The sequence below is a fragment of the Kitasatospora sp. NPDC088779 genome (genome assembly GCF_040685395.1).
Taxonomy (GTDB): domain Bacteria; phylum Actinomycetota; class Actinomycetes; order Streptomycetales; family Streptomycetaceae; genus Kitasatospora.
Genome location: NZ_JBFBHW010000025.1, coordinates 1 through 19,657, shown reverse-complemented (window position 1 = coordinate 19,657; position 19,657 = coordinate 1). Strand labels below are relative to the sequence as shown.

Sequence of the window (19,657 nt, the reverse complement as noted above, 5' to 3'; positions counted from 1 at the left end):
GCCGTGGAGGGCGTTTGCGGAGGGTGCCCGGACGGCCGGGACGGCGGACAATCTCCCCAGGCGCAGAGGAGGAGGCGGCGGTGGAGTTCGAGGTGTTGATCGAGACCCCGCAGGGGTCGCGGAACAAGTACGTGATGGACTTCGCGGCGGGCCGGATCCGCCTCGACCGCACCCTGTTCACCGCCACCCGCTACCCCGCGGACTACGGCTACGTCGAAGGCACCCTCGGCGGCGACGCGGAGCCGCTGGATGCGCTGGTGCTCGGCGGCGAACCGGCCGTGCCGGGGTGCGTGATCACCTGCCGGGCGGTCGGCATGTGGGTGATGCGGGACGAACGCGGGCCGGACCAGAAGGTGCTGTGCGTCCCCGCCCACGACCCGCGCTACGGCGACCTGCGCGACATCGGCGACCTGCGCGAGTTCGACCTGCTGGAGATCACCCACTTCTTCCAGGTCTACAAGGACCTGGAGCGCGGCAAGTCGGTCGAGGGCTCGCACTGGGCGGACCGGGAGGCCGCGTACGCGCAGATCGCCGAGTCCCGGGCGCGCGCGGCGGGGACGCGCTTCGCCCGGCCGGTGTAGCCGTCCCCGCCGCGCGCCCGGGGCTCAAGAACCGGGCGCGGCACCGGGGCTCAGAACCGGGCGTGGCGCAGGATCTCGCGGACCTGGTCGGCGATGGCGGCCTCGTTCTGCTCGAACTCCGGGGCGGTGAGGCGGTCCTGCTGGGCGGGCAGGCCGGTGAGCACGGGGGTGTGCAGGTGGCCGCCGGGGAGGTCGGGGGCGAGGTCGAGGCGCAGGCGGTTGGAGCGGTAGGCGACCTCGTTGGAGAGGTACCCGCCGCCGCCACCGGCGACGGCGCGGGAGCCGGGGGTGGGGCCGTCCGCGCGGTCGACGGGGTCGACGCCGCCCTCGGGGATCTCGGTGACGGTGGTGTTGAGGCGGACGGGGTAGGGCTGCTGGACGGCCGTCATGGCGTCGGTGGGCAGGGTGGTGCGGATGAACTCCGGGCCGTCGTCCAGGCCCGGGGCGGTGACCGGGTGCTGCCGGGTGCCGCCGGAGAGGGTGCCGGTGTTGTCGGTGGCGGGATCGGCGGAGCGGGCCCGCCCGGCCCAGGCCTCCAGGGTGAACAGGCCCGGGTAGCCCTGGCTGATGCTGGTGATCAGGTCGGCGGCCTGCGGGCCGGGGGTGAGGTGCGGGCCGAAGGCGCGCTCGACGACGCCGTCGTCGAAGTCGCCGTAGCGGACCGGCAGCAGGACGGCCCGGACTTCGGCGGGGCTGCCGTCGGCGAGGGTGATCCGCCGTCCGTGCAGTTGCAGCACGGCCGCGCCGGAGGGGTTGGCGCGGCGCGGCTCGGTGTCGAGGCCGTACGGGTCGAAGCCGCTGACGAAGATCCGCCGGACGCCGGGGGCGGCGGTGAAGCCGTCGTCGAGGCCCCGGGAGGCGTCCTCGAAGCGGGCCCGGAGGTCGGCCGGGTCGACGTCGAACCCGGGCTGCCAGCGGGCCAGTTGGACGGTCATCGCGAGCCTGGTCCAGTACAGCGGGCGGTCGTCGCGGGCGGGGAGTTCGCCGCTGGGCCGCCGGCCCTGGGCCCGGTCCACCCCGGCCTGCCAGAGCGCCCGGCCCCAGGCGCCCGCCACCCGTTCCGCCTGCCGGGTGTTCCGGGCGGCGCACAGGGCGGCGGGGAAGCCCCGGAGCAGGTCGCGCAGGCCGGAGCGCTCGGTGAAGGCGGTCGTCCGCTGGTCCTGGAGCCGGGCCTGTTCGGTGTCCACCGCGGCGGTGCCGACGACCTGGCAGGCGGCCGGGCCGGCCTGGGCGGCGGCCGGGGCGAGCAGGGCGGCGAGGGTGCCGGTGAGGGCGGCGGCCAGGGTGGCGGCGCGACGAAGGCGTGTCATGTCACCTGACAATAGGTCGGGAGCCGACACCCCGCCAGGGCACCCCGCCCGAGCGCCCCGGCCGGCAAGGCCGCGCCGCGGGCCTGTGGCCTGCTGGAACGTCCCGTCCAGTACTGACGGGAAGTCGGGAACCGGCGCGAGCTCTACAGCGTTGTCGTGGTCGAACAGCGGAAACAGCGGTAATTCGAACGGTTGCGGAGGAGTCCCATGAGTGTGGCCCTGACGAAGGGCGGCAACGTCTCCCTGGGCAAGCAGGCCCCCGGGCTGCGGGTCGTACGGGTCGGCCTCGGCTGGACGGCCGGCGCCGGGTACGACCTGGACGCCAGCGCCCTGCTCTGTGACGCCTCCGGGAAGGTCGTCTCGGACCAGCACTTCGTCTTCTTCAACAACCTGCAGAGCCCGGACGGTTCGGTCCGCCACCAGGGCGGCGCCGGTGGCGGCGACGACCAGGAGCGGATCGACGTCCGGCTCGCGGACGTCCCGGCCGGGGTGGAGAAGATCGTCTTCGCGGTCGCGGTCTACGACGCGGTGCAGCGGCGCCAGAGCTTCGGCCAGGTCCGCGGCGCGTACATCCGGCTCACCGACCCGGAGGGCGGCGCCGAGACGGCCCGCTACGACGTGGCGGCCGAGGCGGGCAGCGAGACGGCGATGGTGTTCGGCGAGCTGTACCGGCACGGTGCGGACTGGAAGTTCCGGGCCGTCGGGCAGGGGTACGCGTCGGGGCTCGCGGGCATCGCCGCCGACTTCGGGGTGGATGTCCTGCAACCGGCGCCCGCCGCCCCCGCGCCCGCCGCGCCTCCGCCGGCTCCGGTCGTGCCCGCCGTGCCGGCCATGGCGCCCGCCGTGCCTGCCGTGCCCGCCGTGCCCGCCGTGCCCGCCGTGGCGCCCGCTGTCCCGATGACCCAGCCAGGACCAGGGAGTTCCCCCGTGACGTGTTTCTTCGACCCCTCGCACGGCCTCGGCTCGACGGCGGTGCTGTGGTCGCCGCAGTGGGGCGTGCCGCGCCAGATCGAGACCTGCGCCGCCTGCGCCCAGCGGGTGCAGACCACCGTGCCGCCGTTCTACACCCCGCAGCAGGGCTACCCGCAGCCGGTCCAGCAGGGCTACCCGCAGCCGGTCCAGGGCCAGCCCGCTCAGGGCCAGCCGGGCCAGGGCGGGCGCCGCTTCGGCACCGGCGCGCTGATCGGCGCGGGCGCGGCCGGCCTGGTCGGCGGCGCGCTGCTCAACGAGGCGTTCAGCGACGACACGCCCGAGGTGGTTGTGAACAACTACTACGAGGGCGACGACGACAGCTTCTTCTAGGCCGCTCCCCGGGTCGCCCCCGGACCGCCCGCCCTCCCGCCGGCCGCGCAGTTCGACGAACTGCGCGGCCGGCGGCGTTCCCGGACGTTCTCGGGCGCCGTCAGACGCTCTCCCGCCGGTGCGCCCCCGCCTGGGCGGCCGCCTCGGCGGCGGCCGCGGCGCGGTCGGCGGCGGCCTCGTCGAGCGGCTCGGCGGTGGTGAGCATCCGGTAGTAGAGCGGCGCGGAGACGGCCCGGACCACCTCGAACGCGTCGGTGTCCGGCGGGAGTTCGCCGCGTTCGACGGCCTCGGCGACGCACGGCGCCCACTCCTCGACCCGGCGCAGGTAGAAGTGCCGCAGCGCCTCGGCGGCGTCAGGGTCGCAGGTGGCGGCGACGATCACCGCACGGAACAGCGCTCCCTGCCGGGGGTCGGCCAGCGTGCGCTGGACCAGCCGGGCGTTGGCCCGCAGGTCCTCGGCGAGGGAGCCGCTGCGGGTGCGCGGCAGTGACTGCTCGGCCATGTCCGCGAGCAGGTCGGCGACCAGCGCGCTGGTGGTGCCCCAGCGCCGGTAGACGGTGGTCCGGCCGACCTCGGCCCGCTGGGCGACGTCGCCGAGGTCGAGCCCGCTGAAGCCGCGCTCGACCAGGGCGTCCTCGGCGGCCCGCAGGACGGCGGTGCGGACCCGGGCGGTGCGGCCGCCGGGGCGCCGCGTCCCGGGCGTGGGGGTCTCCGGCGCGTCCGGAGTGTCCGGTGCGTCCGGTGCGTCCGGTGCGGAGGGCTCGGCAGTCATTAACGGGATTCCTGTTCCATTAGGTCGATGGGCCCTGCTAAGGTCGAACCATCCTAACGGAATGGGAGTCCCGTTAAGGGCTCCGAGGGGAGAACTGCCATGGAAAGCAGCACGACAACCAGCACGACAACCAGCACGGCAACCGCCATGGAATACCGCCGACTCGGCTCGTCCGGCCTCAAGGTCCCCGCGCTCAGCCTCGGCACCGGCACCTTCGGCGGCCGTGGACCGCTGTTCGGCGCCTGGGGCACCACCGACGTCCAGGAGGCCCGCCGCCTGCTCGACATCGCCATCGACGCCGGAGTCACCCTCTTCGACACCGCCGACGTCTACTCCGACGGCGCCTCCGAAGAGGTCCTCGGCCAGGCCATCCGCGGCCGCCGCGACCAGGTGCTCGTCTCCACCAAGGCCGGCCTGCCGACCGGCGACGGCCCGCAGGACGCCGGCACCTCCCGGGCCCGCCTCACCAAGGCCGTGGACGACGCGCTGCGCCGCCTCGGCACCGACTACCTCGACCTCTTCCAACTGCACGCCTACGACGCCGGCACCCCGATCGAGGAGGTGCTGGCCACCCTCGACGACCTCGTCCGGGCCGGCAAGCTCCGCTACACCGGCGTCTCCAACTTCTCCGGCTGGCAGCTGATGAAGTCCCTCGCCGTCGCCGAGCGCTACGGCCGCCCCCGCTACGCCGCCCACCAGGTCTACTACTCGCTGGTCGGCCGCGACTACGAGTGGGAGCTGATGCCGCTCGCCCAGGAGGAGGGCGTCGGCGCCCTGGTGTGGAGCCCGCTCGGCTGGGGCCGCCTCACCGGCCGGATCCGGCGCGGCCGGCCGCTCCCGGCCGACAGCCGGCTGCACGACACCGCCGACTACGGCCCGCCGGTCGAGGACGAACTGCTGTACCGGGTGGTCGACGCGCTCGACGGGATCGCCGCCGAGACCGGCCGCACCGTCCCGCAGATCGCCATCAACTGGCTGCTGCGCCGCCCGACCGTCTCCTCGGTCATCATCGGCGCCCGCAACGAGGAGCAGCTGCGGCAGAACCTCGGCGCGGTCGGCTGGTCGCTGACCGACGAGCAGGTCGCCCGGCTCGACGCGGCCAGCGCCCGCACCGCGCCGTATCCGTACTTCCCCTACCGCCGGCAGGAGGCCTTCGCCCGCCTCAACCCGCCGCTCGTGGGCTGAACCGGGTAATCCGCTTGCCGTGCCGCCCGGCCTGCGGCAAGGTCCGCACCATGTCCGAACTGCACGAACCCGAACTGCACGAACCCGAACTGCGCCGGCTCGGCTCCGACGACTGGGTGCTCTGGCGCGAGCTGCGCCTGGCCGCGCTGACCGAGGCGCCGTACGCCTTCGGCTCCACCCTGGCGGACTGGCAGGGCGCCGGCGACCACGAGGCCCGCTGGCGCTCCCGCCTGGAGATCCCCGGCGCCCTCGACCTGGTCGCGGTGCTGGACGGCCGCCCGGTCGCGATGGCCAGCGGAGTCCCGGCCGACGAGGGCGGGGCGGTCGCCGAGCTGATCTCCCTGTGGGTCGGCCCGGCGGCGCGCGGCCGGGGCGTGGGGGACCGGCTGATCGGCGCGATCGCCCGCTGGGCCGCCGAGCAGGGGTTCACCACCCTCAAGCTGGCGGTGAACCCCGACAACGACGCGGCCATCGCCCTCTACCACCGCAACGGGTTCGCCGAGACCGACGAGCCCGGCGACCTGATGGCCGACGGCGTGCGGCGCGAACTGATCCTGGCGAGGAAGCCCTAGGTCCTGGCGGCGGCCTAGGTTCGCGCCGCGTCCTTCGAACGCGCGTGGGCCGGAAGGCCGTTGGCGAGGTCCTCGACCATCAGGCGCCAGGCGATGGCGGTCGCCGCGGTGCGCAGCTGGGGGCTGCGCGGGCGGCCGGCGTCGGCGTCCAGCCGGGCGTTGAGCCAGTCCGACCAGGCCTGGGCGAGGACGCGAACCTCCTGGGAGCCGGTCTCGGTGGGGGAGAGTCGGTCGCCGTCGCGGGTGAGGTAGCCCTCGGCGGCCATCCGGTCGAAGACCGGCTCCAGGACCTCGGGCGGCACCCGCTTGCGGGCGGCGATGAGGTCCAGGGAGGCCTGGCCGACGGCCTTGGTGTGGCCGGCGACCTCCATCAGCGCCCAGGCCCCGGCCAGGTCGACCCGGGTGTCGGCGTCGTCGACGATCGAGCGGACGGTGTCGAGGTCCACGCCGCGCACGAGCTTGCCGACGGCGTACTCCAGGTGCGGGTCGGAGTCGCTGGTGGTCGGCTGGGCGAAGCCCTCGCCCATGTCGGTGGAGCCGGCCCGGGCGGTGTCCCGCAGCTGCACCTGCTTGAGGAAGAGCGCGACCACGAACCCGACCAGGGCGACCGGCACCGTCCACAGGAACACGGTGTGCAGGGCGTCGGAGTAGGCCTGGACGATCGGGGCCGCCTGCGCGGCGGGCAGCCGGTGCAGGCCCTGCGGGCTCTCGGCGGCCCGGGTGAGCAGCGCCGGGTCCGCGCCGGTGAGGCGGGCCGAGGAGGCCACGCCCTGGGCGAGTTCGGTCTTGAGGCTGTTGGCGTAGATGGTGCCGAACACGGCGGTGCCGAAGGAGCTGCCGATGGTGCGGAAGAAGGTCACCCCGGAGGTGGCGGTGCCGAGGTCCGCGTAGTCGACGGTGTTCTGCACGGCGATGGTGAGCACCTGCATGCTCAGCCCGATGCCGACGCCGAGCACGAACATGTAGAGGGAGGCGAGCGCGGTGCCCGTGCCGGGTTCGAGCCGGGAGAGCAGGTAGAGGCCGACGGCCATCACCAGGGTGCCGACGATCGGGAACACCCGGTACCTGCCGGTCTTGCTGACGGCGTTGCCGCTGGCGATCGAGGCGAGCAGCAGCCCGATCACCATCGGCAGCGTCCGCACGCCGGAGACGGTCGCCGAGTCGCCGTCGACGTACTGCAGGAAGGTCGGCAGGAAGGTCAGCGCGCCGAGCATCGCGAAGCCGACGATGAAGCTGAGCACCGAGCAGACCGCGAACACCGGGTTCCGGAACAGCCGCATCGGCAGCATCGGTTCGACGGCCCTGCTCTCCACCCAGCAGAACAGCCCGAGGGCGACGGCGCCGCCGGCGAACAGGGCGATGATCACCCCGGAGCCCCAGGCGTACTCGTTGCCGCCCCAACTGGTCGCCAGGATCAGTGCGCTGGCGCCGATCGCGACCAGTGCGATCCCCAGGTAGTCGATCACCGGGCGCACCGCCGAGCGCACCGAGGGGATGGTCCGGGCGGCCGCGATCACCACCAGGATCGCGATCGGCACGTTGACGTAGAACGCCCAGCGCCAGGACAGGTGGTCGGTGAACAGCCCGCCCAGCAGCGGCCCGATCACCGTCGCCACGCCGAACACCGCGCCGATCGCGCCCTGGTACTTGCCGCGCTCGCGCAGCGGGATGACGTCCGCGATCAGCGCCATGGCCGTCACCATCAGGCCGCCCGCGCCGATGCCCTGGAGCGCCCGCCAGGCGATCAGCAGCGTCATGTTGGTCGCCAGGCCGCAGAAGAACGAGCCGGTGATGAAGACGACCGCCGAGATCTGGAAGAGCAGCTTGCGCCCGTACAGGTCACCGAACTTGCCGGCCAGCACGGTGGCCACCGTCTCGGCCAGCAGGTAGGCCGTCACCACCCACGACATGTGCGCGGCCCCGCCGAGGTCCGCGACGATGGTGGGCAGCGCGGTGCCGACGATGGTCTGGTCGAGCGCGGCCAGCAGCATGCCGAGCACGATGGTGCCGAAGACGACGTTGCGCTGCCGGGCGTCCAGCACCGGCGGGGCGGTCGGCGGGGTTTCGGTGGCGGCGTTCATGTCCTCAGCCTCCGGGGCGCCGGGGGAGGCCGCGATCGGGTTCGGCCGTCCGGGTGAGCGGCGGCGCGGGCGGCGCAGCCCGGCTGGCGGCTCCGGGGCCGCGCCGTCCACGATGGCCGTTCGGAGGGGGGCCGCGCGCGGCGGGCGGGCAGCCGGACCGGGAAGCCGGACGACGGCCGGCCGCCGGACGCGAAGCCAGACGACCGCCGGACGCCCGGAAGGTGCTCCCATGACGGCCCAACCCCCGTGCAGCACCCCGGAACAGCAGCCCGGCGCCTCCGCCGCGGGCCGGCGGGCCGAGGCGCGGCGCTGGCGGGCGCTGACGGTCTGCCTGGTCGCCGGGTTCATGACGCTGCTGGACGTCAGCATCGTCAACGTCGCCCTGCCGACCGTGCGGGCCGGGCTGCACATGTCCGACAGCGGCCTGCAGTGGGTGCTCAGCGGCTACGCGCTCGCCTTCGGCCTGGTGCTGGTCCCGTCCGGGAGGCTCGGCGACGCCCGCAGCCGCCGGGCCGTCTTCCTCACCGGGCTCGCCCTGTTCACCGCGGCCAGCGCGCTGGCCGGGGCGGCGCAGAACCAGGAGTGGCTGGTGCTGGCCCGGCTGTTCCAGGGCGCGGCCGGCGGGGTGCTGGTGCCGCAGGTCTCCGGCTTCATCCAGGTCCTGTTCCAGGGGGCCGAACGCGGCCGGGCCTTCGGCGCGCTCGGCGCCACCATCGGTCTGTCCACCGCCGTCGGCCCGCTGCTGGGCGGCCTGCTGATCCACCTGTTCGGCCCGCAGAACGGCTGGCGCTGGGTGTTCCTGGTCAACCTGCCGATCGGCGTGGCCGCCCTGCCCATCGCCTACCGGCTGCTCCCGCCGCCCCCGCCGGCGGCCTCGCGGGCCGGGCACCGGGACTTCGACCCGGTCGGGGTGCTGCTGCTCGGTGCCGGGACGGTCGCGCTGCTGCTGCCGTTCGTCCAGGCGCAGCAGTGGCACGGCTCGACGCGCTGGCTGCTGCTGCCGCTGGCGGCGGTGCTGCTGGGGGCCTTCGTGGGCTGGGAGCGGTACTACGCGCGGGGCCGGGAGCCGCTGGTGAGCATGGCGCTGTTCGCGGTGCGCCCGTACGCGGCGGGAGTGGCGCTGTCGCTGGTGTACTTCGCCGGGTTCACCGCGATCTTCTTCATCTTCACGCTCTACCTCCAAGCGGGCCTGCACTACTCGGCGCTGACGGCGGGCCTGGCGGTCACGCCGTTCGCGGTGGGCTCGGGCGTGTCCGCGGCGATCGGCGGACGGCTGGTGCACCGGCTCGGCCGCCGGCTGGTGCTGCTCGGCCTGGTGCTGGTGCTGGTCGGCCTGCTGGCCTCGGCCCTGGCGGTGCAGCTGTGGTCGGGGTCGGCGATCGGCTGGGCGACGGTGGCGCCGCTGCTGGTCGCCGGGGTGGGCAGCGGGCTGGTGATCGCCCCGAACCAGACCCTGACCCTCCAGCGGGTGCCGATCGCCCGGGCGGGCAGCGCCGGCGGCGTCCTGCAGACCGCCCAGCGGGTCGGCTCGGCGGTCGGCATCGCCATCGTCGGCTCGGTCTTCTTCGCCCACGCCCAGGGCCCGCACCCGGACTGGGCGCTGGCCTTCCAGCTGGGCGTGACGGTCGCGGCGGGCCTGGTCCTGGCGGCGCTGCTGGTGGCGCTGGCGGATGTGGCGGCGGGCCGCCGCGACGGGTGAGCACCGCTCCCGGCGCCGCCGCCGGACGGCGGGTCAGTGGTCGCGGCGCTGGACGACGGCCACGGCGACCACCACCGAGGCGAGCGCCCAGAGCGCGAACGTGGCCCAGGATCCGGCGACGGTGGCCGGGTGCGCCGAGGGCAGCGAGTGGGTCAGGTCGACCTGGGCCAGCCGGCGCCAGGCCTGGAGCGGCATGGCGTGCAGGAGGTCGGCCGACCAGCGGTAGCGCTCGTTGAAGAACGCCGGCAGGAAGAACAGCACCAGGACGGTGCCCACCACGGCTCCGGCGGTGTGCCGGATCAGCGCGCCGAGGGCGAATCCGGCGAGGGCGCAGACCGGGGCGAACAGGGCGGCGGCCGCGACGAAGCGCAGCGCGGCGGGGTCGGTGACGGAGACGCCGATGTGCGTGTCGGCGAGGACCGCCTGGCAGGCGCCGAAGGAGACGCCCGCGGTGACGGCGCCGTAGCCGAGCATGACAGCGGTCAGTACGCAGGCCTTGGCGGCGATCACGGCCCGGCGGTCCGGGACGGCCACCAGCGTGGTGCGGATCAGCCCGCTCGCGTACTCGCCGACCAGGACGAGCGCGCCGACGCTGCCCGCGACGATCATCACGACGTCGGCGGCGATCATGGTGAAGGAGTCACCGAGCGCGACCTGCAGCATGGTCGCCGGATCGCCGTCGCCGACGGTGTAGTGGTCGTAGGTGTACCGGGCCGCCTTGAGGTTGGCGGCGATGACGAACAGGGCGCTCAGGCCCAGCACCCAGACGGTCGAACGCAGGGACCAGAACTTGATCCACTCGGCGGCGAGCAGGTCGCCGAAGCGGGCGCGCGGCCGGGGGAGGGGCCGGGGGCGGGACTGGGGGGCGGTGGTCGCGGTGCTCATCGGGGCTCTCCGGCCTGGTAGTCGACGCTGTCGGCGGTCAGTTCCATGAACGCCTCCTCCAGGGAGGCGGCACGGCTGGTCAGGGCGTGCAGCAACAGGCGCTGCTCCAGGGCGAGTTCGCCGATCCGGGTGGCGTCCAGGCCGGTCACGGCGAGCGCGCCGTCCGGGCCGGGGCGGACGGTGGCGCCCGCGGCGGTCAACACGGCCGCCAGCCGGTCGGGTTCGGCCGCCCGGACGGTGACGCCGGTGCGGCCGGCCCGGGCGGAGAACTCCGCCAGGCTCTCGTCGGCGATCAGCCGGCCCCGGCCGATCACCACCAGCCGGTCGGCGGTGTGTTCCATCTCGGCCATCATGTGGCTGGAGACGAAGACCGTCCGTCCCTCCTCGGCGAGGCGGCGGAACAGGCCGCGGACCCACAGCACGCCCTCCGGGTCGAGGCCGTTGAGCGGCTCGTCGAACAGCAGCACCGGCGGGTCGCCGAGCAGCGCGCCGGCGATGCCGAGCCGCTGCTTCATGCCCAGCGAGTAGCCGCCGATCCGGCGCCCGGCGGCCTTGGTGAGCCCGACTTCGTGCAGCACCTCCTCGACCCGCGCGGCCGGGATCGCGTTGGCGCGGGCCAGTGCCCGCAGGTGGGCCGCGCCGGTGCGCCCGCCGTGGACGTCGCCCGCGTCGAGCAGGGCGCCGACGTCGCGCAGGCCGCGCGTCCGCGCCCGGAACGGGCGGCCGTCGACGGTGGCGGTGCCGCCGGTCGGGTCGTTGAGGCCGAGGATCAGCCGCAGGGTGGTGGACTTGCCCGCGCCGTTGGGGCCCAGGAAGCCGGTCACCTGGCCGGGCCGGACGGTGAAGGTGAGGCGTTCGACGGCGGTGGTTCGGCCGTAGCACTTGGTCAGCTCGGTGACTTCGATCATGGGCTCCACGGTGCCGGGCGGGGCCGGGCCGCCGCATCGGACCGGCGCTGACACCGCGCGCCCCGGCTGTCACCCCCGGTCGTACAACCACGGTCCGATGACGGCGATTCAGGCCGCCGATACGATCTTCGTATGCTTGCGACGCCCTCTCCGCCCCTGTTCCGGCGCATTCCGCCCGAGGTCTGGGTCGGGCTCGCCTGGTGCGTGGCCGCCGCCTACCCCGCCGTCCTGCTCGGCGGCAACGCCCGGTACCACGGCGGGGCCGCCGCCCACGGCGGACTGGCCTTCACCCTGGCCACCACGGTGGTGGCCTTCGCCGGCGCCGCGCTGGTGCGCCGCCTTCCGGTGCTCGCGGTCGCCCTGCTGTTCGTCGCCGCCTTCACGGAGACCGACGGCTGGGCCGCCGACACCCAGGTGCCGCCGGCCTCCCTGCTGGCCGTGGACGTCGCGCTCTGCCTGATCACCGCCACCCGGCCGCGCCGCAGCTCGCGGACCGCGTTCGCGCTGGTGATGAGCCTGCTCGTGCTGCACATCGGCCTGGTGCACGGCAACACCGTCGGCATCTTCACCGGCACCCACATCGGCTCCGCCGACGGCGCCGCGCTGCTCGCCCTGGTCGCCTGGCTGGTCGGCCGCTCGATGCGGCAGAACCGCGAGCACGCCCGGGCGTTGAGCACCCGGGCGGCCACCGAGGCCGTCACCGCCGAACGGCTGCGGATCGCCCGCGAGATGCACGACACCGTCGCCCACACCATCGGCATCGTCGCGCTCCAGGCCGGCGCCGCCCGCCGGGTCATCGACACCCGCCCGGAACGGGCCAAGCAGGCGCTCGGCGAGATCGAGAACGCCGGCCGGGACACCCTGGCCGGGCTGCGCCGGATGCTCGTCGCGCTGCGCCAGGCCGACGGCGAGACGTCGGCGACCACCCCTCAAGGTCTGGCGAACCTCGACCGGCTGGCCGCCGCGACCACCGCCGCCGGCGTCCGGGTCGAGGTCCGGCGGCGGGGCGAACAGGGCCCGCTGCCACCGGAGATCGACCTCTCGGCGTTCCGCGTCATCCAGGAGTCCGTCACCAACGTGGTGCGGCACGCGGACACCCGCTCCTGCGAGGTCCTGGTCGACCGCCGCACAGCGGGTGAGGTGGCCGTGGAGATCACCGACCGGGGCCGCGGCACCGGCACCGACCGGGACCGGGGCACCGGCACCGGTCGGGGCGGGGGCTTCGGCCTGGCCGGGCTGCGCGAACGGGTCGGCCTGCTGGACGGCGAGTTCGAGGCCGGGCCGCGCCCCGAGGGCGGCTTCCGGGTCGCCGTCCGACTGCCGATCCCCGGGGAGGTGACCGCATGACCCGCGTCCTGCTGGTCGACGACCAGCCGCTGGTCCGGGCCGCGCTGGAGATGGTCATCACCGAGACCGCCGACGTCGAGGTGGTCGGCGAGGCCGGCACCGGTGCCGAGGCCGTCCGGCTGGCCGGTGAACTGCGGCCCGACGTCGTCGTGATGGACCTGCGGATGCCCGGTATGGACGGCATCGAGGCCACCCGCCTGATCACCGGCGGCGGTGGGCCGACCAGGGTCGTCGTGCTCACCACCTTCGACGACGACGACCACGTGTACGCGGCGCTGCGCGCCGGGGCGTCCGGCTTCCTGGTCAAGGACATGGCGCTGGACGACATCCTCGCCGCCGTCCGGGTGGTGGCCGCCGGGGACGCCCTGATCGCACCGAGCGTCACCCGCCGGCTGATCTCCTCCTTCGCGGACCAGCGGCCGGCCCCGGGCCCGGCGGCGGCTTCGGGCCCGGCCGCCGCGTCACCGACCGCCGCGTCACCGACCGGTGCGCCGGTGCAGGCCCCCGCGCCGACACCGGCCGCCCGGCGGCTGGGCGCGATCACCGGCCGGGAGCGGGAGATCCTCACCCTGGTCGGCCGGGGCCTGTCCAACACCGAGATCGCCGCCGAACTGGTCCTCAGCATCGCGACCGTGAAGACCTACATGACCCGGCTGCTCGCCAAGCTCGACGCCCGCGACCGGGTCCACCTCGTCATCCTGGCCTACGAGGCGGGCCTGGTCGTCGTCCCCGGCTGACGTCGGCAGGCTCAGCGCTTGATCGCCACGCCCGCGTACATCGCGATGTCCTGGTCGCGGATCGGCGCGGCCCCGGCGTCCGGGCGCCAGTGGTGGACCAGGGTGACGCCGGGGTCGAGGAGGTCGTAGCCGTCGAAGAAGGCCGCGGTCTCCTTCTGGTCGCGGATCTGCAGCGGGATGCCGCGCGCGTTGTACTCCCGGCCGACGCCGCCCACGCCCACCGGGTCGGTGTCCCCGGTGAACACGGTCAGGGCGAGGAAGCTGCCCGGTGCCAGGGCGTCCATGAAGCGGCGCACGATGCCCTGCGGGTCGTCCTCGTCGAGCACGAAGTGGACGATGGCGATCAGCGACAGCGCCACCGGCTGGGAGAAGTCGAGGACCTCGCGCAGCCGGGGGTTCTGGATGATCGACTCCGGGTCGCGGAAGTCGGCGTCCACGTAACAGGTGCGGCCCTGCGACGTGCTGGACATCAGGGCCCGCGCGTGGGTGAGCACGATCGGGTCGTTGTCGACGTAGGCGACCCGCGCGTCCGGGGCGATCGACTGGGCGATCTCGTGGACGTTGGGCGAGGTGGGGATGCCGGTGCCGATGTCCAGGAACTGCCGGACGCCGTACTCCTCGGTGAGGTGGCGGACGGCGCGCTGCATGAAGTCGCGGGTGGTGCGCATGGAGATCGGCAGCGACGGCCAGGCCTGCACCGAGGCGTGCGCGGCGACGCGGTCCGCCTCGAAGTTGGTCTTGCCGCCGATGAGGTAGTCGTAGACCCGCGCCGAGTGCGGTACGTCCATCCGCAGATCCACCGACGGGTACTCCTCCTGCGGACCGCGCCCTGCCCGGACCTCGTTCGACATGCTCGTCCTCCCGTTGCTGGGGTTCCGTCACCGGCCGCCCTGGTGGCGGGCCTTGGTGCGCATGGTAACGGTGTTTCGGGACGACAAGATGACTATCTCTTGGGGTTAAGGTCCCCTTGAGGACGCATCCTAGGGCTGGGCCGCCGGGCTGCCGGTGGCCGGGGAGCCGCTCTGCCCCGGGAGGAGCGGATGGTGTCCGTACGACCGACCGGCGGCGGCGAGTTCGAGCGCGGCGCCGGTCCAGGCGGCACCGAAGGCCCAGGTCGAGAACCACTCGCACAGGTACAGCGGGCGGACGGCCCAGTCCGTGCCGACGCCGGCCACCCCGGCGACGACGGCGAGCAGCAGGAGCGCCAGGATCAGCACCCCGGCCGCCAGGTAGGCCCGGCTGACCCAGGACGGCTGGGTGGAGCGCGGGTTGCGGAAGGAGTAGACGCAGAACATCGCCAGCACGAAGAGCAGCAGTCCGGCGAAGGCGTAGTGCAGCAGGCCGACCGCGCTCTGGAACGCGGTGGCGCCCTGCGGCGCGGTCGGGCACAGGGCGACCCCGAGCGCGAACACGCCGGCGGCGGTGCTCCAGCGGTCGTCCCGGCGGTCGAAGCGGTAGCAGATCAGGAACACCCCGAGCGCGCACAGGCCGCCCACGAAGAGGTTCCGGGTGCTGGTGTAGTACGAGCCGCTCATCGAGGCCGGCCAGAATCCCGCCGTGCTCTGGCCCCTGAGCTCGGCGAACAGCCAGTTCCCCAGGGGTAGTGCGAGCGGCAGCAGGATGCCGATCAGTCCGACGCCGAGTCGTAGGAAGGTGATGGTCCGTTCGTCCTGGTTGGTGCCTCCCCGGGCGTCGACCGCGTCGCGCTCCGGGTCTTCCGCCGTCCGCCGTTCGTGGGTCACGGACGCCTCCTTGCCCTCTGCACTATGAGCAGCTGTCAGCTGGTGTACCCACGGTGCGGCCCCTGTCCACACCACCGGAACGGGCGGTTTGAAGACGGGCCCCAGCGGCGTGACGGGGGTCAGCCGGTGGGACTGGCGGACCTGGCGATGAGGGAGTTGAGCAGGGCCGCGCCGCGCTCGGCGTCGTCGACGCTCACGGCGAACTCGCGCCCGCGCCGGGTGCGGACCACCAGGCAGACGCCGCGGCGCAGCATCACGGTGGTGCCGAGGCCGTTGACGCGGTAGCCCCAGCCACCGGCCTGGGCGGGGGTGCGCAGCTCGGCGCGGGCCGAGTCGAGGTCGGCGGGGGACCAGCGCCGGCTGGGCCAGCCGAACGGGCCGAAGCCGACGGACAGGCCCTGCGCGGTCACCCGGGCCTTGACCGAGGCCGAGCACAGGACGATGGGGGAGGTGGTGACGAACGGCACGACCGTCGCCCAGCTGAACCCCATCAGCCCGCTGGCCGGGGCCAGCACGCCGACCAGCGCGCCCAGGGCGAGGACGGAGGCGCCCAGTTGCAGCCACGGGTTGGCGGCCTGGGAGAGCCAGACCAGCTGCTCGCCCGGCGCGGTCGCCGGCGCCGGGATCCGGTCCGCCGGGCTCGCCCCGGTCGGGGAGTCGATGCGCGGGCGGACGGCCAGCCAGGTCAGGAGGCCGGCCAGGCCCGCCGCCACGACCAGGACGACCACCTCGAAGCCCATCGGCGCGGCCTCCTGCCAGCGCGTGCGGTCCAGGTTGGCGTGCACGATGGAGGTCTGTGCCCCCGTCAGGAGCACCCCGACGGCCGCCAGTGCCGCCCCGGTGGCGCCGCCCGCCGTCCCGGCCCGGAACCGGCGGGCGGCCGCGGCGGCCAGCACCAGCACCAGCCAGACCCCCGCCGGGAACAGCGCGGACGCCGTCAACGACATGGAGCCGTCCGGGTCCTGCCCGCTCCAGTGGGTGGCGAGCGGGTCCGGCAGCCGGTGGCGCGCGGCCCACGGCAGCGCGATCAGCAGGGCCAGGACGCCCGCCGACCAGGCCACCGCGCCCCAGAGCGCGCCGCGCCCCGCCCCGGGCTCCCGGCGCTCCTTCGCTATGAGCTTCCCGTCCGTCACGACATCCCCCTGATCATGTCCACGAGATCGTTCCTGCTGTAGCCGGCCCGGGCGGCATCGGCGACCAACTGCCTTACCCGATCGGCGAGTTCGGAGCGCGCGTCGGCGCCTTCGGCGACCGTGACGCCACGGCCCCGGCGGAACTCCAGCACGCCCTCGTCGCGCAGCGTGCGCAGCCCGCGCAGGACGGTGTTGGTGTTCACGCCCAGTGCCCGGGAGAGCTCTCGGGCCGGTGGCAGCCTGTCGCCGGGGGCGCACTCGCCCTCGGCGACGGCCCGCCTGATCGCGCCCGCCACCTGCTCGTGCAGGGGACGGGCGTCACCGGTGTCCAGCTTCAGCAACATGGTGCTAATGACGATAGCACCATCCGGATCTTGCGGCGGTCCCCTCGTGCCCCCCGGCACCCGCCGGAGCGCCCGTCCCCTCGCGCACCCCGGCGTCCCGGCGGAGCATGGACACCGAGGAGGTGGCGGCACGGCGGTGAGCGGACGACTGCGGGTGTTCCTGGGGGCTGCGCCGGGGGTCGGCAAGACGTGCGCCATGCTCGCCGAGGGCCGGCGGCTGCGCGACGACGAAGCCCTCGACGTCGTCGTCGGACTGGTCGAGACCTACGGCCGCCGGGGCACCGAGCACCAGCTCGGGGACCTGCCCGTGCTGCCCCGCCGCACCGTCGGCCACCGCGGCACCACCCTCACCGAACTCGACGTCGACGCCCTGCTCGCCCGCCGCCCGCAGCTCGCGCTCGTCGACGAACTCGCCCACACCAACGCCCCCGGCGGCCGCCACCCCAAACGCTGGCAGGACGTCCGGGAACTCCTCGACGCCGGCGTCGACGTGGCCACCACCGTCAACATCCAGCACCTGGAGAGCCTCAACGACGTCGTCGAACAGATCACCGGCGTCGCCCAGCGCGAGCGGATCCCCGACGAGGTGGTCCGCGCCGCCGACCGGATCGAACTCGTCGACCTCAGCCCGCAGGCCCTGCGCACCCGGATGGCCCAGGGCGCGATCTACCCGCCCGACCGGATCGACGTCGCCCTCGACCACTACTTCCGGGCCGGCAACCTCGGCGCCCTGCGCGAACTCGCCCTGCTCTGGCTGGCCGACCGGGTCGAGGAGGAACTCGCCGACTACCGCGCCCGGCACGGCATCCGGGCGCCCTGGGAGACCAAGGAACGCATCGTCGTCGCCCTCAACGGGGCCCCGCAGGGAGAGCACCTGATCCGCCGCGGCGCCCGCACCGCCACCCGGGTGCACGGCGACCTGATCGGCGTGCACGTCCGGCCCGACGACGGCGCCACCGTCCACGAACCGCCCGCCCTCGCCGGCCAGCGCGCACTGCTGCACGAACTCCACGGCGGCTACATCGAGGTCGACGGCAACGACGCCGCCCGCGCCCTGGTGGACTTCGCCCACGCCGAGAGCGCCACCCAGATCCTGCTCGGCCCGACCAGCCGCAGCCGCCTGCGCGAACTGGTCTCCGGCTCGGTGATCAACCGCGTCATCCGGATGGCCGGCCCGATCGACGTCCGGGTCGTCCCCCCGCCCCAACCCGGCCTGCTGGCCGTCCCGCCCGCACCCCGGCGCCGCCGCCCGGCCGCCGTCCCGCCGCGCCGCCGGCGCCTGGCCTGGCTGGCCGGCCCGGCCGCAACGGCCGCCCTGGCCTGGGCGCTCTCCCCGCTGCGCGACTCGCTCGCCCTCCCCGGCGCCCTGCTCTGCCTGCTGCTGGCCGTCGCCGCCACCGCCCGGCTCGGCGGCCTGCCGCCCGCCGCCGCCAGCACCGCCGCCGGGGCGCTCGCCGCCGACTACTTCTTCACCGCGCCCTGGCACAGCCTCGCCGTCACCCGGGGCGCCGACCTCGCCGCGCTGCTGCTCTTCCTCGCCGTCGCCGGGATCATCGCCCACCTCATCGACGGCCTCACCCGCCGCTCCCAGCAGGCCGACCGGGCCCGCGCCGAAGCGGCGGTGCTGGCCCGGCTGGCCGGGGCGGCGGCCGAATCCGGCGCCCGCGCAGTGCCCGACCTGGTCGCCGACCTGCGCCAGGTGTTCGGCCTGGAGGGCGCCGTCGTCCTGGTCCGCACCGGCCGGCTGTGGCGCCCCGCCGCCGCGTCCGGCACCGCCCTCCCGCAGCGCCCCGAAGAGGCCTCGCTCGCCGTCGACCTCGGCCCGGACGCCGTCCTGGCCCTGCGCGGACCGGCGCTCACCGAGCAGGACACCCGACTGCTCGGCCCCTACGTCACGCAGCTGCGACTGGCCCGGGAACGCGAACGGCTGGCCGCCCAGGCCGCCGCCGCCGAGACCCTCGCCCACACCGACGCCCTGCACACCGCGCTGCTGGAGGCCGTCGGACAGGACCTGCGCGCCCCGCTCGCCGCGCTGCGCCGCGAGGCCGCCGACCTGCCGGGGCCGCCGGGGCGGCGGATCGCCGCCGAGGTGCGGCGGATGGAAGGCCTGGTCGCCGACCTGCTGGACCTCGACCGGCTGCGGGCCGGCGAGCAACCGGTGCTGCTGCGGCCGACCGCCCTGGCCCCGGTGCTCGCCGCCGCGCTGGCCGCCCTGCCCGCCGAGCAGAGCGGCGAGCAGCGCGACGTGCGCCTCGCGCTCCCGGACGGCCTGCCGCCCGTGCTCGCCGACGCCGGCCTGCTGGAACGCGCCCTCGCGGACGTCCTGGCGGGGGCCGCCGGGCCCGCCCTGGTGGACGCGGGCGCGGTGGCCGGGCGGATCCACCTCCGGGTGAGGGCCCCGGGCCCGGCCGCCGACGGCACCGGCCTCACCGTGGCGCGGGGCTTCGTCGAGGCGATGAACGGCGAGCTCACCGTCGAACCGTCTCCCGCCGGCGGCACCGCCTACACCCTCGACCTCGCCCGCGCCCCGGCCTGACGTTACGGCTGATCGCCCGTGATCCGGTATCCGGGGTACCGCGTCGCCTCCCGGTTCCTGTCTCCTGCCTCCCGGCTCCCGTCCGCCGAACGGGTGAAACCAGGTGCCGGCGGGAGGCAGGCGTATGGAGCGCGTTGGGAAGGCGGCCCGGCGCGTCAGGAAGGCGTCAAGGACGGGCGGCGGCCGGCCGGCGCGGCGGTTGGGTGGAGGACGACACACCAGGTGACGCGCCAGGTGACACACCGGGCGACACGCCGGGTACCGGAACGACGACGCGAGGACGGACCATGCACGGCAACGGGCGGCACCAGGGCAGCGGCACCGGCAGGGTAGTGGTCGGGGTCAGCGGATCGCTCGGCAGCCTCGCCGCCCTGCACCGCAGCGTGGCGGAAGCCCGCGGCCGTGGCGCCGAACTCGTCCCGGTACTCGCCTGGGAGCCGCCCGGCGGTGAGTTCGGGTATCGCCGGTCGCCGTGCCCGCCGCTGCTCGCGGCGGTGCGGGAGGCGGCCGAACAGCGGCTGCG

18 protein-coding genes are annotated in these 19,657 nt (G+C 74.9%); 9 read left to right on the top strand and 9 right to left on the bottom strand.

Annotation, left to right across the window (positions count from 1 at the left end; all coding sequences use genetic code 11):
• The first annotated feature begins 80 nt into the window (after positions 1-80).
• Entirely contained in the window at positions 81-581 is a 501-nt protein-coding gene (locus AB0P03_RS23285) for an inorganic diphosphatase (RefSeq protein WP_363589614.1), read from the top strand.
• Between the two features lie 50 nt (positions 582-631).
• On the opposite strand, the gene AB0P03_RS23280 is transcribed toward AB0P03_RS23285, so the two are convergent.
• On the bottom strand, positions 632-1,891 hold the full coding sequence (locus AB0P03_RS23280; RefSeq protein WP_363589612.1) for a pyroglutamyl peptidase: 1,260 nt from the start codon (positions 1,889-1,891) through the stop codon (positions 632-634).
• 207 nt (positions 1,892-2,098) lie between these two features.
• Between AB0P03_RS23280 and AB0P03_RS23275 the strand changes: the two genes are divergently transcribed.
• On the top strand, positions 2,099-3,193 hold the full coding sequence (locus tag AB0P03_RS23275) for a TerD family protein (protein ID WP_363630574.1): 1,095 nt from the start codon (positions 2,099-2,101) through the stop codon (positions 3,191-3,193).
• A gap of 100 nt (positions 3,194-3,293) precedes the next feature.
• Here AB0P03_RS23275 and AB0P03_RS23270 read toward each other — a convergent pair whose 3' ends face one another.
• Entirely contained in the window at positions 3,294-3,965 is a 672-nt protein-coding gene (locus tag AB0P03_RS23270) for a TetR/AcrR family transcriptional regulator (protein ID WP_363630572.1), read from the bottom strand.
• 147 nt (positions 3,966-4,112) lie between these two features.
• On the opposite strand from AB0P03_RS23270, the gene AB0P03_RS23265 reads away from it, so the two are divergent.
• Positions 4,113-5,150 (top strand): aldo/keto reductase, encoded by a 1,038-nt coding sequence (locus tag AB0P03_RS23265; RefSeq protein WP_363589133.1) that lies wholly within the window; start codon positions 4,113-4,115, stop codon positions 5,148-5,150.
• A gap of 50 nt (positions 5,151-5,200) precedes the next feature.
• A complete protein-coding gene (locus AB0P03_RS23260; protein WP_363630570.1) occupies positions 5,201-5,722 on the top strand; it encodes a GNAT family N-acetyltransferase in 522 nt (173 codons plus the stop codon).
• A 14-nt stretch (positions 5,723-5,736) separates the two neighbouring features.
• Here AB0P03_RS23260 and AB0P03_RS23255 read toward each other — a convergent pair whose 3' ends face one another.
• Positions 5,737-7,803, bottom strand: a complete 2,067-nt coding sequence (locus tag AB0P03_RS23255; RefSeq protein WP_363630568.1) for an MDR family MFS transporter — start codon at positions 7,801-7,803, stop codon at positions 5,737-5,739.
• Between the two features lie 229 nt (positions 7,804-8,032).
• On the opposite strand from AB0P03_RS23255, the gene AB0P03_RS23250 reads away from it, so the two are divergent.
• The gene (locus tag AB0P03_RS23250) at positions 8,033-9,502 is read left to right on the top strand and encodes an MFS transporter (RefSeq protein WP_363630566.1); all 1,470 of its coding nucleotides are present in this window, start codon (positions 8,033-8,035) and stop codon (positions 9,500-9,502) included.
• 33 nt (positions 9,503-9,535) lie between these two features.
• Here AB0P03_RS23250 and AB0P03_RS23245 read toward each other — a convergent pair whose 3' ends face one another.
• On the bottom strand, positions 9,536-10,387 hold the full coding sequence (locus AB0P03_RS23245; protein WP_363589107.1) for an ABC transporter permease: 852 nt from the start codon (positions 10,385-10,387) through the stop codon (positions 9,536-9,538).
• Positions 10,384-11,295 (bottom strand): ATP-binding cassette domain-containing protein, encoded by a 912-nt coding sequence (locus AB0P03_RS23240; protein ID WP_363630564.1) that lies wholly within the window; start codon positions 11,293-11,295, stop codon positions 10,384-10,386. Before AB0P03_RS23240 ends, AB0P03_RS23245 begins: the two co-directional genes overlap by 4 nt.
• 132 nt (positions 11,296-11,427) lie before the next feature.
• Here AB0P03_RS23240 and AB0P03_RS23235 point away from each other — a divergent pair, with 132 nt between their 5' ends.
• Positions 11,428-12,642, top strand: a complete 1,215-nt coding sequence (locus AB0P03_RS23235; protein WP_363630562.1) for a histidine kinase — start codon at positions 11,428-11,430, stop codon at positions 12,640-12,642.
• Entirely contained in the window at positions 12,639-13,379 is a 741-nt protein-coding gene (locus AB0P03_RS23230; protein WP_363630561.1) for a response regulator transcription factor, read from the top strand. Before AB0P03_RS23235 ends, AB0P03_RS23230 begins: the two co-directional genes overlap by 4 nt.
• An 11-nt stretch (positions 13,380-13,390) precedes the next feature.
• Here the strand turns inward: AB0P03_RS23230 and AB0P03_RS23225 are convergent, their stop codons facing one another.
• The 4 genes from AB0P03_RS23225 to AB0P03_RS23210 form a co-directional block, all read right to left on the bottom strand.
• Positions 13,391-14,230: an SAM-dependent methyltransferase gene (locus AB0P03_RS23225; protein ID WP_363589115.1), complete on the bottom strand. Its 840-nt coding sequence runs from the start codon at positions 14,228-14,230 to the stop codon at positions 13,391-13,393.
• Between the two features lie 129 nt (positions 14,231-14,359).
• A complete protein-coding gene (locus tag AB0P03_RS23220) occupies positions 14,360-15,121 on the bottom strand; it encodes a hypothetical protein (protein ID WP_363630560.1) in 762 nt (253 codons plus the stop codon).
• A gap of 119 nt (positions 15,122-15,240) precedes the next feature.
• The gene (locus AB0P03_RS23215; protein ID WP_363630558.1) at positions 15,241-16,254 is read right to left on the bottom strand and encodes a DUF1648 domain-containing protein; all 1,014 of its coding nucleotides are present in this window, start codon (positions 16,252-16,254) and stop codon (positions 15,241-15,243) included.
• A complete protein-coding gene (locus AB0P03_RS23210; protein WP_363589121.1) occupies positions 16,251-16,598 on the bottom strand; it encodes a GntR family transcriptional regulator in 348 nt (115 codons plus the stop codon). The genes AB0P03_RS23215 and AB0P03_RS23210 overlap by 4 nt, the downstream gene beginning before the upstream one ends.
• Before the next feature lie 136 nt (positions 16,599-16,734).
• Between AB0P03_RS23210 and AB0P03_RS23205 the strand changes: the two genes are divergently transcribed.
• Together AB0P03_RS23205 and AB0P03_RS23200 are read left to right on the top strand one after the other, a co-directional pair.
• Positions 16,735-19,134, top strand: coding sequence for a DUF4118 domain-containing protein (locus AB0P03_RS23205; RefSeq protein WP_363630557.1), 2,400 nt, complete (start codon positions 16,735-16,737; stop codon positions 19,132-19,134).
• A 287-nt stretch (positions 19,135-19,421) separates the two neighbouring features.
• A partial coding sequence (locus AB0P03_RS23200) for a universal stress protein (RefSeq protein WP_363630555.1) occupies positions 19,422-19,657 on the top strand: 236 nt, incomplete at its 3' end.

Excerpts from the sequence above, each read along its gene's own strand:
- AB0P03_RS23270 (WP_363630572.1), bottom strand. The coding sequence starts at position 3,965 with ATGACTGCCGAGCCCTCCGCACCGGACGCACCGGACGCACCGGACACT.
- AB0P03_RS23260 (WP_363630570.1), top strand. The coding sequence starts at position 5,201 with ATGTCCGAACTGCACGAACCCGAACTGCACGAACCCGAACTGCGCCGG.
- AB0P03_RS23245 (WP_363589107.1), bottom strand. The coding sequence starts at position 10,387 with ATGAGCACCGCGACCACCGCCCCCCAGTCCCGCCCCCGGCCCCTCCCC.
- AB0P03_RS23225 (WP_363589115.1), bottom strand. The coding sequence starts at position 14,230 with ATGTCGAACGAGGTCCGGGCAGGGCGCGGTCCGCAGGAGGAGTACCCG.
- AB0P03_RS23255 (WP_363630568.1), bottom strand. The coding sequence starts at position 7,803 with ATGAACGCCGCCACCGAAACCCCGCCGACCGCCCCGCCGGTGCTGGAC.
- AB0P03_RS23235 (WP_363630562.1), top strand. The coding sequence starts at position 11,428 with ATGCTTGCGACGCCCTCTCCGCCCCTGTTCCGGCGCATTCCGCCCGAG.
- AB0P03_RS23265 (WP_363589133.1), top strand. The coding sequence starts at position 4,113 with ATGGAATACCGCCGACTCGGCTCGTCCGGCCTCAAGGTCCCCGCGCTC.
- AB0P03_RS23250 (WP_363630566.1), top strand. The coding sequence starts at position 8,033 with ATGACGGCCCAACCCCCGTGCAGCACCCCGGAACAGCAGCCCGGCGCC.
- AB0P03_RS23230 (WP_363630561.1), top strand. The coding sequence starts at position 12,639 with ATGACCCGCGTCCTGCTGGTCGACGACCAGCCGCTGGTCCGGGCCGCG.
- AB0P03_RS23280 (WP_363589612.1), bottom strand. The coding sequence starts at position 1,891 with ATGACACGCCTTCGTCGCGCCGCCACCCTGGCCGCCGCCCTCACCGGC.
- AB0P03_RS23210 (WP_363589121.1), bottom strand. The coding sequence starts at position 16,598 with ATGTTGCTGAAGCTGGACACCGGTGACGCCCGTCCCCTGCACGAGCAG.
- AB0P03_RS23275 (WP_363630574.1), top strand. The coding sequence starts at position 2,099 with ATGAGTGTGGCCCTGACGAAGGGCGGCAACGTCTCCCTGGGCAAGCAG.
- AB0P03_RS23240 (WP_363630564.1), bottom strand. The coding sequence starts at position 11,295 with ATGATCGAAGTCACCGAGCTGACCAAGTGCTACGGCCGAACCACCGCC.